Below are 12,344 nucleotides of genomic sequence, written 5' to 3' on the forward strand. Positions count from 1 at the left end.
CGGACGAGGGAGGGTGGCCGCGCGATCGGGGTGATCAGCGCGGCTGGCCAAGAAGGAGGGCGGTACGCACGCGCTCATCCTACCCCGGTGCTCGCCGGCGTCGGCGACGGGCGCGGCGACCGCCGACCGGTCAGCGCACGAACTGCGGCGTGAACGGCGGGCTCCACCACTCGCCCTTGTTGGCCTTCATCGCGCCGATCAGGTGCATGACGAAGGCATAGACCAGCGCCGCCGGGTAGGTGAGGAACCCGACGAGCAGCAGCATCAGGGGGAAGGAGACCAGCAGCACGATCCCGGTGAGGATCTGCACGTTGAGCGAGTTGGCCGCGTGGGCCCGGACGAACGGGCCGCGGTCCTTGTACATCAGGTAGATCACCAGGGAGCCGACGAAGCCCAGCAGTCCGGCCGACAGGACCATCGCCACCAGGGGCACGACGTGGGCGCCCGTCCCCCAGCTGCGCTCCTGCGCGGGTGAGATCGGGGTCCGCGGCGCGGCGTAGTACTCGTCCATCTCTGCTCCTCTCCGAGCGGCGCTGACCGCTGGTGTTCCTGTTCCACTCAACCACGCCCGGGCGCCGAACGTTCCCGGATGGAGGCTGGTTCAGGGAAACCCCGGGGGCGGCGCAGGGTCGAGACCCGGGTGGGGCCGGGGTGGCCCCGTCGCGCGCGGGAGGGCCGGGGCGTCAGCGCGGTGTCGCGTCGAGGCTCGGCCGGAAGCCGGAGCAGAGCACCCGGAGGTAGGTGAGCCGACTCGCCTCGGTCCGGTAGTACGCCTGCTGCTCGACCGTGTGAGGGCCGGCGGCGTTGGTCAGGGCGAACCGGTAGGAGAGGCGCCGCACGTCCTCGACGTCCTCCCCGTGCTGGAGGGAGAGGACCGAGTCGACCCGGTCGCCGTCCTCGAACCACTCGTCGAGGAACACCCCGACCACCTCGTCCGCCGTCGTCGCCTCCCAGGAGCGACCAGGCGTCAGCCCGCGGAAGTCCACGTCCGGGGCGAGCAGGTCCCGCAGGGCGGCCCGGTCGTGCTCGACGACCGCTCGGACGAGGCTCTCGGCGATCGTGGTCTCCTGGCCGGGCGGCCCGGCCCCAGGCGCCCGGCCACGGTCGGGACCTCGTCGACCTGGTTCCATGTCCGCTCCTCTCGGCGCTCTCAGAGGCGCCCGATGAGCCGGGACAGCTCGCGGCGGACCAGCGCCGTGGCATGACCCGGGATGGTCGCCACCGAGCCGGTCCACCGGGAGCCGGGCGGCGCGAGAGCGCCCGTCATCGGCTCCTGGGCCAGCTCGCCGGGCAACGGTCGTCGCCCGTGGACTCGGATGAAGTGGTGGACCGCGCTGCGGTCCGAGGGATCTGATTCAGGGAGAGGGAGAGGCCGTCGCATGTGGGCTCACCTTCACGGGCAGGACGGTGGGCGCCGCTGCTTGACGCCTGCCTACCCGTACCCGGATGTGGCCCAGATCATCCCGCCGGCGAGCGGGCCGGCGAGCGGGGCCACGAGCCCTGCGGACTCCCCCGGGGGCACCGAGAAATGGCCGAAGGCCATGCCAGCCCCCCTGCGGGACGCCGTCATGGCCTCTGACCTGCTACTTCGGTGGAGCTGAGGGGACTCGAACCCCTGACCCTCTGCATGCCATGCAGATGCGCTACCAGCTGCGCCACAGCCCCATCGTTTCCACCGCGAGCGGTGGCAACTCGCAGAATGTTAGCCAATGGCCCGCCGGGATGCGAATCGGGGGTCACGCGTGACGGTTCCAGGCCACCAGACGCCGCACCGGCGCCGCGGTCTCGGGGTCGGTCGACTCCTGGACCAGGGCCCAGTGGCAGTTGCCGAGGGCGCCGAAGAGAAGCCCGGCGCCCGGCGGCAGCCCCACCCACTGCGCGACCGTGACCCGGAGCGCAGCGCCGTGGGAGACCACGATGCCCAGGCCCCCGTCGGGCAGCGCGGCGACCGCCTCGTCGAGGGCGGGCAGAGTACGTGCCAGCAGCGCTCCGAGCGTCTCCGCGCCGGGAGCCGCGTCGTACTCACCGGCCCTGAAACGGGCGAACTCCTCGGGGTGGGCGGCGCGGTACTCCTCGTGGGACCAGCCGCTCCGCTCCCCCAGGTCGAACTCGCGCAGCCTCGGGTCGGTGGTCACCGGAAGGCCTGCCGCCGCGGCCACCACCTCGGCGGTGGCCCTCGCCCGGACGAGGTCGGAGGAGCGTACGAAGTGCGGCCCGAGACCGGCCAGCAGGTCGGCGACCTGGTCGGCCTGCCGCTCGCCGACCCGGTCCAGCGGCACGTCGTGCTGACCCTGGATCCGCTTCTCGGCGTTGTAGGCCGTGCGTCCGTGCCGGAGCAGCAGCAGCGTGCGCGGCTCAGGCATCCTCGTGGTCGTCCGCGTCGCCGTCACCGGTCACGCGGGTCCCACCGGTCTCCTCGGCCGCGTCGGCGTCCGGCACCTGCGCGGCTGAGGCACCGAGGTCGCCGAGGTCGATCGCGGGACAGTCGCGCCACAGCCGCTCGAGGGCGTAGAACTGCCGCTCCTCCTCGTGCTGGACGTGGACGACGAGGTCGCCGTAGTCGAGCAGCACCCAGCGCCCGTCGCGCTCGCCCTCGCGACGGATGGGCTTGGCGCCGATCTCGCGGAGCTTGTCCTCCACCTCGTCGACGACCGCGCGGACCTGCCGGTCGTTGCGGGCCGAGGCGATCAGGAAGACGTCGGTGATCGCCAGCTGCTCGCTGACGTCGAAGGCGATGATCTGGGTGGCGAGCTTCTCCGAGGCCGCAGCGGCTGCGGTGCGAGTCAGCTCGAGCGCATGGTCGGTGGCGGTCACGAGGTCTCCTGGTGCTGGTGGAGCGGGATGGGTGTGTCGAGGTAGAGGTGGTGCTTGGCGATGTACTGCACGACCCCGTCGGGGACGAGGTACCAGACGGGCTCACCGCGCCGCGTCCGCCGGCGGCAGTCGGTGGAGGAGATCGCCAGGGCCGGGATCTCGACCATCTCCACGCGGTCGGCCGGGATCGCGGAAAGGGTCTTGGCGTCCATCTCGTAGCCCGGCCGCGTGCAGCCCACGAAGCTGGCGAGCTCGAAGAGCTCCTCGGCGTCTCGCCAGGTGAAGATGTCGGCGAGGGCGTCGGCGCCGGTGATGAAGAAGAGCTCGGCGTCCGGCAGCTCGACGCGCAGGTCGCGCAGGGTGTCGATGGTGTAGGTCGGGCCGGAGCGGTCGATGTCGACCCGGGAGACGCGGAAGCGTGGGTTGGAGGCCGTCGCGATGACGGTCATCAGGTAGCGGTGCTCGGCCGGCGAGACGGCTCGCTCGGACTTCTGCCACGGATCGCCGGTGGGCACGAAGACCACCTCGTCCAGGTCGTACCACGCCTGCACCTCGGAGGCGGCCACGAGGTGGCCGTGGTGGATGGGGTCGAAGGTCCCGCCCATCACCCCGACCCGGCGTGGGCCACGCACGCTCAGCTGTGCTCGCGTCCCGCGCCGAAGGCGATGAGAGCGCCCAGCAGGGCGAGGAAGACGACCAGGGTGATGACACCCACGGCCCAGGGGTTGACGCCGGCCCAGGTGTGGGACTCGGCCGCCGCGAGGAGAAGGTCGTTGTGCGCCATGTCGTCGATCCTAGCGGCACCCTTCGGGGCACCCGTCAGCGGACGTGCCCGGCCCCGGTGACGACGTACTTGGTGGAAGTCATCTCCGGCAGGCCCATGGGCCCGCGGGCGTGCAGCTTCTGGGTGCTGATGCCGATCTCGGCCCCGAAGCCGAACTCGCCGCCGTCGGTGAAGCGGGTCGAGGCGTTGACCAGGACCGCAGCCGAGTCGACCCGCGCCACGAAGCTCCGGGCGGCGTCGATGTCGTCGGTGACGATCGCGTCGCTGTGCCCGGTGGAGAAGCGGCGGATGTGCTCCACCGCCTCGTCGAGCGACCCCACCACCCGGGCCGAGATGTCCAGGGAGAGGTACTCCGCCCCGTGGTCCTCGTCGGTGGCGGCCTGCACACCGTCGAAGTCGGCGAACGCCTCGTCGCCGTGGATGGTGACCCCTGCGGCCTGCAGGGCCTCCACCACGCGCGGCAGGAAGACCCCGGAGACGTCCTCGTGGACCAGCAGCGACTCGGCGGCGTTGCAGACACTGGTCCGGTGCGTCTTGGAGTTGAGCACGATCGCCAGGGCACGGTCCAGGTCGGCGGCACGGTCGACGTAGACGTGGCAGTTGCCGGTGCCCGTCTCGATCACCGGCACCGTCGACTCCTCCACCACCGACCGGATCAGGCCGGCCCCTCCTCGGGGGATCAGCACGTCGACCAGTCCCCGGGCCCGCATCAGCACCTTGACGCTCTCGTGGCTCTCCCCCGGCACCAGCTGGACGACGTCCGCGGGCAGGCCGGCGCTCGCGACGGCGTCGCGCAGCACCGCGACCACCGCGGCGTTGGAGGACCTGGCGCTCGAGGAGCCGCGCAGCAGCACCGCGTTGCCGGACTTGAGGCAGATCCCCGCCGCGTCGGCCGTGACGTTGGGCCGCGCCTCGTAGATCATCGCCACGACGCCGAAGGGGACGCGCACCTGGCGCAGCTCGAGCCCGTTGGCCAGGGTGGAGCCCCGCACCACCTCGCCGACCGGGTCCGGCAGACCGGCGACGTCACGCAGCCCCTGGGCCATCGCCCCCAGACGGTCCCGGTCGAGGCGCAGGCGGTCGATGATGTTCTCCGGGGTGCCGTTCTCCCGGGCGCGGTCCACGTCGGTCCCGTTGGCGGCGAGCACCTCGGCGGAGCGCTCCTCCAATGCGTCGGCCATGGCGTGCAGCGCCCGGTCCTTGACCTCGCGGGTGGCCAGCGCCAGGTCGTGGCTGGCGACCCGGGCGCGGAGGGCGACCTGCTGGAACTCGTGGGTGTCGCTCATGGCGCCCACCCTAGATCGACCGCCATGATGGCGGATGCCGGTCTTGCAGGACGGCGCCACCGCAGGACGACGGCAACCAGGGGGACGGACATGTCGACGACGCGACGAGGCAGGACCGGCGCGGCGGTGGCCGGGACGGTGGCCGCGGCAGTGACGGCGGTGCTCGGCACGGGCCTGGTGGCCGTGGAGGCAGGGGGCGCGAGCGCCGAGCAGCACCCCGCGGGCGCCGCCGCGGCCGACGAGGCGGCGCCCTTCACGCTGTGGGCGCCCCGCCTCGTGGAGGCCACCACCGAAGGGCCCCGCGACCGTGTCTGGGCCGACCTCGGCGTCCGCGCCGTCGCCGGCTCCTCGCCCCTGGAGGTGCGCACGCACCGCCGCGGCTGGGACGAGCCGATCTCCGGCACCTGGACGGCGGGCCCCCTGAGCGGCACGGTGCCCGCGGGCCTGCAGCGGGACTTCCAGGGCCTCTCCAACTTCCTCCGGGTCGAGTACCGCGACCGCCGGGGACGCCTGGTGGAGACCCGTCGGGTGGACGCGTGCCTCAACAACGGGGGCGAGCGGGCCCACCCCGAGGCCCCGGCCACGTCGCCCTACCCCCTGGGCTGTCCGTGGAACCCGTTCACGGTGGGCTCGGTGCAGGGCGTCCAGGCCGGGTGGGCGGCGCCGTTGACCTGGGACACCCGGGCCGTGCGCCTGGCACCGGGCCGGTACGACGTGGCCATCCGGGTCAACCGGCGCTGGGCCGACGCGTTCGGCCTGCCGTCGGCCTCGCGCCGGCTGACCACCACCCTGAAGGTGAGGCGCGGCGGGGAGCACCAGCACGAGCACGACGCGCAGGCGGGCGGACAGCGCACGGCGTCCCGGGGGGTGCCGCTCCCGGCGCCGACCAGGCCCGCCACCGAGGCGGCGGGCAGCGCGGCGGGACCCCGCCCCGACCTGCGCTCCCTCCCGGCCTCCGGGATCGAGCTCAACGGCAGGAGCACGCACCTGCGGTTCTCCGCCACGGTCTGGAACGCCGGCGACTCGCCCCTGGTCGTCGACGGCTTCCGGCGGGGCCAGCAGGACGTGATGGACGCCTACCAGTACTTCTTCGACACCGAGGGCAACCAGGTCGGCCACCAGGTGGTGGGCGAGATGAAGTTCCACCGGGCCAACCACCAGCACTGGCACTTCCAGGACTTCGCCCGCTACCGCCTGCTGCGGGCCGACCGGTCGCCGGTCGCCACCTCCGGCAAGGTCTCCTTCTGCCTGGCCAACACCGACGCGATCGACTACACCGTCCCCGGCGCCGACTGGCAGCCGGAGGGCACCGACCTCAGCACCGCGTGCGGCACCCCCGGCTCGCTGGCCGTCCGCGAGGTGCTCGCGGCCGGGTCCGGGGACACTTACATGCAGTACCGCGCCGGGCAGGCCTTCAAGATCGAGGGCCTGCCGAACGGGTGGTACTGGATCGCGGTGGAGGCGAACCCGTCAGGCCGGCTGGTCGAGCACGACACCGGCAACAATGTGAGCATGAGACGCATCCACCTCGGCGGGCGCCCGGGGGCCCGCACGGTGAAGGTCCCTCCGGTCGGGTTGGTCCGCGAGGACGTGGTGGGGTGAGTCCGGCCCGGATCCTGCTCCTCGGCGACAGCCACCTCGCACGACTGGGCAGCAGCGTCCCCGCACTCGGCGCCGACGTGCTCAACCGGGCCCGCGGCGGCGCCTTCACCTCCGACCTCCCGGCGCAGGTCGAGGGCGTCGACGTGGCCGGGTGCGGTGCGGTGGTGATCTCGGTCGGCACCAACGACGCGGCGCCGTGGAAGCGGGTTCCGGTCGCGGACGGCGCGGCGGCGCTGGCCGCGGTGGTGCGCGCGCTGGTGCGACCCGTCGTCCTGCTGGCACCCCCCGGAGTGGACGAGGCCCGGCTGCGTCGTGCTGCGGACCGCACCAACGCTGGAGTCGAGACCTACCGCGCGACGTTCGCCGAGGTCGTGCTCGGCGCCGGTGGCACGGTGGTCGACTCCGCTTCCCTGCTGCGGCCGCTGGGTCCGCGGGCCTTCCTCGACGACGGCGTTCACCTGACGCCCGCCGCCTACGAGGTGCTCCTGCCCGAGGTGGCGACGGCCGCCGGGCTCACGTCCAGTGGCGGCGCACGACGGTCGTGACCGCGAAGGGGTCGCTCCCGTGCTGGGCTGCCAGCACCCCCGCCCCCTCCGGCGAGCCCGTGTAGAGGAGCCGGTCGCCACCGATCCAGTGGTCCCAGGCCCGGGCGAACTGCCGGGCGCGCTCGGCATGGGTGCCCAGCACCGTGGGGACGCTGTGCCAGACGACCCCCTCGGGACGGAGCCGCCCCAGGCGACGCCGCGCCCCCCGCGCGGTGAGGACGGGTCCGAGGGGGTTCTCGGGGGTCCGTCCGACGTACCGCGCCAGCACGTAGCGGGGCGTCCCCATGGGTCCCAGCGCCTCGTCCAGCGCCTCGGCGAAGAGCGCCGCCTCCTCGGTGGTGGCCCCCGAGAGCCGGCACCGGTGCTCGCCCCCGGGATGCGCCTCCACGACCACCTCCGCGGAGCCGCTGCGGACCGCACCGACCCCCTGCAGGGCCTCGGCCACGACGCACGCCACCCGGTGCACCGAGGGGACGCCGTAGGCGAGCGTGAGCTGCTCGCGGGCCCGACGGTTGAGGTCGCGAATGCGACCGCGGCCCACCTCGGCCAGCGCCCCCGCTCCTCCCAGGCCGACCGCGGCGAGGACCCCGGCCGCACCGAGAGCGCCCTCGCCGGTGGCGACCAGACCGCCGCCGACCCCGCTGACCAGTCCGATCCCACCGAGCGCGAGCAGCCCACCCGATCGCGGGCCCGGGGACGCCGACGACGAGCGGAGGACGACGCCCTCGGCCGTCGGCACGACTCGCGCCGGGTCGGGTCGGGGCAGCCGCACCACGGCGTCCCCGGCGGGGACCGGGGCGACGGGTCGGCCCGACCCTGCCCGGTCGAACCCGGACACCACCCGCAGCGTCGGGACCACCCGGTCCTGGTACGGCGTCCCGACCTGCCAGCGCGCCGCGATCTCCGGGCGCCGGCCGCTGCGCCGCCGCATCCGGGCGTTGACGTCGGCGAACTGCGCGACGGGCGGCGGGGCGAAGGCCGAGAAGGACGAGTCCAGGTGCGCGACCCCGTCGACCACGTCGCCGTCCTCGTCGACCCCGTGGAAGCCCTGGTGCTTGCGGACCAGCCGGGCCCAGTCGTTGTCGCCCTTGGGGTGCGCCTCCGAGACGCACACCACCGACCAGTTGACCGCCACCTTCTCGGGCCACGCCGGGTCCGTGCGCAGGGCGCGGCCCCTCGTCTGCACCACGGCGGTCAGCGTGGTGGCGGTGGTGAGGTCGACCAGCCCGGTCACCCGCCGCGCGTCCCACCCCTCCCCCAGCAGGCCGCGGGTGCCGACCAGCACCTGGCAGTGCCCCTCCTCGAAGAACGTCGTGACGTGCCGGACCCAGCGTCGGGCGCTCCAGCCTCCGACCAGCGCACAGAGACCGGTTTCCTCGAGCGGCTCGAGGACGAGCCGCCGGGCGAGCTCCGGCTCGGTCCGCGCCACGTGGTCGCGCAGCGCCTCCACCGTCTCGGGGGCGGCCGCGACCGTCGAGCCGGTGACCAGCACCGGGGCGAGCAGGCGCGTCGCCCCGTCCCCGGCCAGGGCGGCCAGGGTGGCGACCGCCGAGCCCGACTGCTGGGCGATCACCCCGTGCAGCCCGCTGGGCAGCGTCGCCGCCGCCCGCTCGTGGTCGCAGAGCACCAGCATCCGCAGCCGCTCCCCGAGCTCCGCCGACTCCGTCGCCACGATCTCCACCGCTGCGCGGGTCTTCGCCTCGGACCGGGCCAGGACCCGGTCCACGCCCGAGCGCCCACGCCGGATCCCGTTCCGGGTCCACACGTGCCCGACGGCCGGGAGTGCCGACCGCACCACCTCGGCCGCCTCATGGTCGCGGGGGTCCGGGCTGGGGACGACCTGCTTGAGCAGCCAGTCCTGGAGGAGGAGCATCCAGTCCTCCACGCTCGGGGGTCGCCGGTGCTCCTCGAGCAGCCGGGCGCCGGCGGGCCGGGCGAGGAGACCGGCGTGGTGGAGGCGCAGGGCGGCGCGCGCGAACCCCGGCTCCCCCTTGGCCAGGGCCGCCCACGACATCACCTCGGGGACGGGGACGACGGCGCGCAGGTCCATCCAGGTCAGGAAGGAGACGGAACCGAACGTAGGGTCGGTCAGCCGCGTGGTCAGCTCCGCGAAGCGGACGGCCTCCTCCGCGAGCCACTGCTCCTCGTGCTCGGTGGGGGTCGTGAGCCAGGCCAGCTCGGCGAAGGGTGCGAGATCGCCCTCCCGCACCACCGACGGCACGCCGGCCGCGAAGACGGTGGAGCCGAAGAGCTCGTCGACGAGCTCGGCCTGGTCGCCCCGCAGCGCCTCGGGGGGCGTCGCGGTCAGACCCAGCACCCGCGCTCCCGGGAGCAGCTCGAGGAGCTCTGCCAGCAGACGCCCCCACACCTCGACGAGGTGGTGGCACTCGTCCAGGACGAGCAGCAGACCGTCCTGGCCGGCCAGCCTCCCGACCAGCTCACGGCCGCGGGGATGGAGACGGTCGAGCAAGGGGCCCGGCGCGGTACGTGAGCCGGGCGTCCGGGGCCCGGGGTCGTCCGGCTGCTCCGGGTCGTCGCCGACCTCCGCGTCGGGGTCGAAGACCGCCAGGGACTGGTAGGTCAGCGAGGTGAGCCGACCGGGGAGCTCGCGGTCCGTCCCTGCCTCGAGATCGTGCGAGCGTGCCGCTCGCACCCACTGATCCTGGATGGCGGTGTTGGGGCTGAGCACCACCACGTGGCTCACGTCTCCCGCGGCGAGGTGCCGGGTCGCGGTCTCCAGCCCGACCCTTGTCTTGCCCGCTCCGGGTGGCAGCACCACCCAGGCACGGCGTCGTCCCAGCGACCACGCCTGCTCGAGGGCTTCCAGTGCCTTCCGCTGGTGGGTGCGCAGCGGCGGCGGGACCGTCATGGCCGACACGCTAACCGCCCGGTCACCGAGGCCGGGGCACGGGTCGGGGCACGGGTCGGGCACGGGTCGGGGCACGGGTCGGGGCACGGGGCGGGGCACGGGTCGGGCACGGGTCGGGGCACGGGTCGGGGCACGGGTCGGGGCACGGGTCGGGGCACGGGTCGGGGCACGGGTCGGGGCGCCGGTCGGCGACCCCGGAACGGCACGACGCCCCGTCACCCGGAGGTGACGGGGCGTCGTGGACGCGTGCGGTCGATCAGCCCTTGCGGGCGTTGATCTGCTCGGTCGCGGCCGGCAGGACCGTGTGCAGGTCGCCGACGACGCCGAAGTCGACCAGCTCGAAGAGGGGCGCCTCCTCGTCCTTGTTGACCGCCACAATGGTCTTGGAGGTCTGCATGCCGGCCCGGTGCTGGATCGCACCGGAGATGCCCGCGGCCACGTAGAGCTGCGGGGAGACCGTCTTGCCGGTCTGACCGACCTGGAAGGTGTGCGGCTTCCAGCCCGAGTCGACGGCGGCACGCGAGGCACCGACCGCGGCACCGAGCGCGTCGGCGAAGTTCTCCACCGGCTCGAAGTTGCCACCGGTGCCACGGCCGCCCGAGACCACGATCGCGGCCTCGGTCAGCTCAGGACGACCCGACGCCTGACGGGGCTGCGAAGCCACGATCTGGGCGGTCTTCGCTGCGTCGGAGATCGTCGCCGCGAACTCCTCGACGGCGCCGGCGCCGGCCTTCTCCTCCGGGGCCGCGGAGTTGGGCTTGACGGTGATGATGGGCGTGCCCTTGGTGACCTTGGCGGTGACCGTGTAGTTGCCGGCGAAGACCGACTGCGTGGTCACCGGACCCTCCTGGACGTCGACGGCGTCGGTGATCAGCCCGGACTGGGTCTTGATCGCCAGTCGTGCCGCCACCTCCTTGCCCTCGACGGAGGAGGGGATCAGCACCGCGACCGGAGAGGTCTTCTCCACCAGCTGCTGGAGCGCCTCGGCCTTGGGCGCCACCAGGTAGCCCTTGATCTGCGCGTCGTCGACGACGTAGACCTTCTCGGCACCGTACTTCTTGACGGCCTCGGCGACCTCGGCACCCTTGTCGGCTCCACCGATGAAGACCGCGGAGGGCTCACCAAGGCGCGCGGCGATGGTGAGCAGCTCGTAGGTCGGCTTCTTGACCGCACCGTCGACATGGTCGACGACAACGAGAACTTCAGACATGGCTCACACGCTCCTCAGATGAACTTCTTCGAGGCGAGGAAGTCGGTCAGCGCCTTGGCGCCGGTCCCGTCCTCGTCCTTGACGATCTCGCCGGCGGTGCGCGGCGGGCGGGCAGTGGTCTCCTCGACGGCCGACCAGGCCACCGAAAGGCCGACCTCGCCGGCGTCGACGCCGAGGTCGCTGAGCGAGAGGGTCTCCAGCGGCTTCTTCTTGGCCGCCATGATGCCCTTGAACGACGGGTAGCGAGCCTCCCCGGACTGGTCGGTCACCGAGAGGACCAGCGGCATGGTGGCACCGATGACCTCCGTGGCGGCGTCGCCGTCGCGCTTGATCCGGACCTGGTCGCCCTGGGTCTCCACGACGGAGGCCTGGGTCACCTGAGGCAGGTTGAGCCGCTCGGCGAGCATCGCCGGGACGACGCTCATGGCGCCGTCGGTCGAGGCCATGCCGCACATGACGAGGTCGGCGGGGCCGATCTTCTCCACGGCCTTGGCGAGAACCAACGAGGTGGCGATGGCGTCGGAGCCGGCGATCGCGTCGTCGACCACGTGCACGCCCTTGTCGGCGCCCATCTGCAGGGCCTTGCGGACCGCGTCGACCGCCTTCTCCGGGCCCACGCAGAGCGCGGTCACCTCCACGCCGTCGCCTGCCTTCTCCTTGATCTGGAGGGCTTGCTCCACGGCGTACTCGTCGAGCTCGGACAGCAGGCCGTCGACACCTACGCGGTCGACGGTCTGGTCGGACTCGAACTGGCGATCTGCAGTTGCATCGGGGACGTACTTCACACAGACAACAATGTTCATGGTGTGTGGCCCGAAGGCCCCTCCTGTGCACTCGAATGTGATCGCGAGGTTACAACCGCGAGACCCCACCGTGGAACTCGGTCCACGGTGGGGTCTCTCACACCGCCCGGTGAGGCGGTGTCACGGGTATCAGTTGATCAGCACCTGAAGATGCGGCAGGCCAGCTTCTTCAGGGCGTTGAGCAGCTGGGTGAACCAGTCGCCACCCGGGTTGGGGGTGGGCGACGGGGTCACCGACGGGGTCGGCGTCGGGGTCGGCGTGGGCGTCACCGACGGGGTCGGGGTGGGGGTCGGCGTCGGCGTGGGGGTGGGGGTCGGCGTCGGAGTCGGCGTCGGCGTCGGCGTCGGGGTCGGAGTCGGCGTCGGGGTCGGCGTCGGCGTGGGGGTCGGGGTCGGCGTCGGGGTCACGGAGCCCTGGTAGGTGCCCGTGCC

13 protein-coding genes and 1 tRNA gene are annotated in these 12,344 nt (G+C 73.2%); 2 read left to right on the plus strand and 12 right to left on the minus strand.

Going from position 1 to position 12,344, the window contains the following annotated elements; genetic code table 11:
- Positions 1 to 130: 130 nt before the first annotated feature.
- The 8 genes from AC4BG9_RS17780 to AC4BG9_RS17815 form a co-directional block, all read right to left on the minus strand.
- On the minus strand, positions 131 to 511 hold the full coding sequence (locus AC4BG9_RS17780; RefSeq protein ID WP_490572456.1) for a DUF4870 domain-containing protein: 381 nt from the start codon (positions 509 to 511) through the stop codon (positions 131 to 133).
- A 172-nt stretch (positions 512 to 683) separates the two neighbouring features.
- On the minus strand, positions 684 to 1,130 hold the full coding sequence (locus AC4BG9_RS17785; protein WP_490572457.1) for a hypothetical protein: 447 nt from the start codon (positions 1,128 to 1,130) through the stop codon (positions 684 to 686).
- A gap of 462 nt (positions 1,131 to 1,592) precedes the next feature.
- Positions 1,593 to 1,665: transfer RNA gene (locus tag AC4BG9_RS17790), tRNA-Ala, on the minus strand.
- Positions 1,666 to 1,736: 71 nt separating this feature from the next.
- Positions 1,737 to 2,363 carry a histidine phosphatase family protein gene (locus AC4BG9_RS17795; protein WP_490572458.1) on the minus strand — a complete coding sequence of 209 codons (627 nt, stop codon included), beginning with the start codon at positions 2,361 to 2,363 and terminating at the stop codon, positions 1,737 to 1,739.
- Positions 2,356 to 2,814, minus strand: coding sequence for a ribosome silencing factor (rsfS, locus tag AC4BG9_RS17800; RefSeq protein WP_490572459.1), 459 nt, complete (start codon positions 2,812 to 2,814; stop codon positions 2,356 to 2,358). The genes AC4BG9_RS17795 and rsfS overlap by 8 nt, the downstream gene beginning before the upstream one ends.
- Positions 2,811 to 3,452 carry a nicotinate-nucleotide adenylyltransferase gene (nadD, locus tag AC4BG9_RS17805; protein ID WP_490572469.1) on the minus strand — a complete coding sequence of 214 codons (642 nt, stop codon included), beginning with the start codon at positions 3,450 to 3,452 and terminating at the stop codon, positions 2,811 to 2,813. Before nadD ends, rsfS begins: the two co-directional genes overlap by 4 nt.
- Positions 3,449 to 3,598 carry a hypothetical protein gene (locus AC4BG9_RS17810; protein WP_490572460.1) on the minus strand — a complete coding sequence of 50 codons (150 nt, stop codon included), beginning with the start codon at positions 3,596 to 3,598 and terminating at the stop codon, positions 3,449 to 3,451. The genes nadD and AC4BG9_RS17810 overlap by 4 nt, the downstream gene beginning before the upstream one ends.
- A 35-nt stretch (positions 3,599 to 3,633) precedes the next feature.
- Positions 3,634 to 4,884 (minus strand): glutamate-5-semialdehyde dehydrogenase, encoded by a 1,251-nt coding sequence (locus tag AC4BG9_RS17815; protein ID WP_490572461.1) that lies wholly within the window; start codon positions 4,882 to 4,884, stop codon positions 3,634 to 3,636.
- Between the two features lie 90 nt (positions 4,885 to 4,974).
- On the opposite strand from AC4BG9_RS17815, the gene AC4BG9_RS17820 reads away from it, so the two are divergent.
- Together AC4BG9_RS17820 and AC4BG9_RS17825 are read left to right on the plus strand one after the other, a co-directional pair.
- The gene (locus AC4BG9_RS17820) at positions 4,975 to 6,486 is read left to right on the plus strand and encodes a lysyl oxidase family protein (protein ID WP_490572462.1); all 1,512 of its coding nucleotides are present in this window, start codon (positions 4,975 to 4,977) and stop codon (positions 6,484 to 6,486) included.
- A complete protein-coding gene (locus tag AC4BG9_RS17825; protein WP_490572463.1) occupies positions 6,483 to 7,031 on the plus strand; it encodes a GDSL-type esterase/lipase family protein in 549 nt (182 codons plus the stop codon). The genes AC4BG9_RS17820 and AC4BG9_RS17825 overlap by 4 nt, the downstream gene beginning before the upstream one ends.
- Here AC4BG9_RS17825 and AC4BG9_RS17830 read toward each other — a convergent pair.
- From AC4BG9_RS17830 to AC4BG9_RS17845, 4 genes are all read right to left on the minus strand, one after another.
- Positions 7,000 to 9,900 carry a DEAD/DEAH box helicase family protein gene (locus AC4BG9_RS17830; protein ID WP_490572464.1) on the minus strand — a complete coding sequence of 967 codons (2,901 nt, stop codon included), beginning with the start codon at positions 9,898 to 9,900 and terminating at the stop codon, positions 7,000 to 7,002. The genes AC4BG9_RS17825 and AC4BG9_RS17830 overlap by 32 nt on opposite strands.
- 256 nt (positions 9,901 to 10,156) lie before the next feature.
- Entirely contained in the window at positions 10,157 to 11,110 is a 954-nt protein-coding gene (locus tag AC4BG9_RS17835) for an electron transfer flavoprotein subunit alpha/FixB family protein (protein WP_490572465.1), read from the minus strand.
- Between the two features lie 14 nt (positions 11,111 to 11,124).
- Positions 11,125 to 11,895 (minus strand): electron transfer flavoprotein subunit beta/FixA family protein, encoded by a 771-nt coding sequence (locus AC4BG9_RS17840; protein ID WP_490572466.1) that lies wholly within the window; start codon positions 11,893 to 11,895, stop codon positions 11,125 to 11,127.
- A gap of 147 nt (positions 11,896 to 12,042) precedes the next feature.
- Positions 12,043 to 12,344 (minus strand): hypothetical protein (locus AC4BG9_RS17845; protein WP_490572467.1); only part of this gene is annotated, 302 nt, incomplete at its 5' end.

The organism is Nocardioides sp. Z40_12, assembly GCF_058215795.1.

Excerpts from the sequence above, each read along its gene's own strand:
- AC4BG9_RS17810 (WP_490572460.1), bottom strand. The coding sequence starts at position 3,598 with ATGGCGCACAACGACCTTCTCCTCGCGGCGGCCGAGTCCCACACCTGG.
- AC4BG9_RS17795 (WP_490572458.1), bottom strand. The coding sequence starts at position 2,363 with ATGCCTGAGCCGCGCACGCTGCTGCTGCTCCGGCACGGACGCACGGCC.
- AC4BG9_RS17835 (WP_490572465.1), bottom strand. The coding sequence starts at position 11,110 with ATGTCTGAAGTTCTCGTTGTCGTCGACCATGTCGACGGTGCGGTCAAG.
- AC4BG9_RS17785 (WP_490572457.1), bottom strand. The coding sequence starts at position 1,130 with ATGGAACCAGGTCGACGAGGTCCCGACCGTGGCCGGGCGCCTGGGGCC.
- AC4BG9_RS17820 (WP_490572462.1), top strand. The coding sequence starts at position 4,975 with ATGTCGACGACGCGACGAGGCAGGACCGGCGCGGCGGTGGCCGGGACG.
- AC4BG9_RS17780 (WP_490572456.1), bottom strand. The coding sequence starts at position 511 with ATGGACGAGTACTACGCCGCGCCGCGGACCCCGATCTCACCCGCGCAG.
- AC4BG9_RS17830 (WP_490572464.1), bottom strand. The coding sequence starts at position 9,900 with ATGACGGTCCCGCCGCCGCTGCGCACCCACCAGCGGAAGGCACTGGAA.
- AC4BG9_RS17815 (WP_490572461.1), bottom strand. The coding sequence starts at position 4,884 with ATGAGCGACACCCACGAGTTCCAGCAGGTCGCCCTCCGCGCCCGGGTC.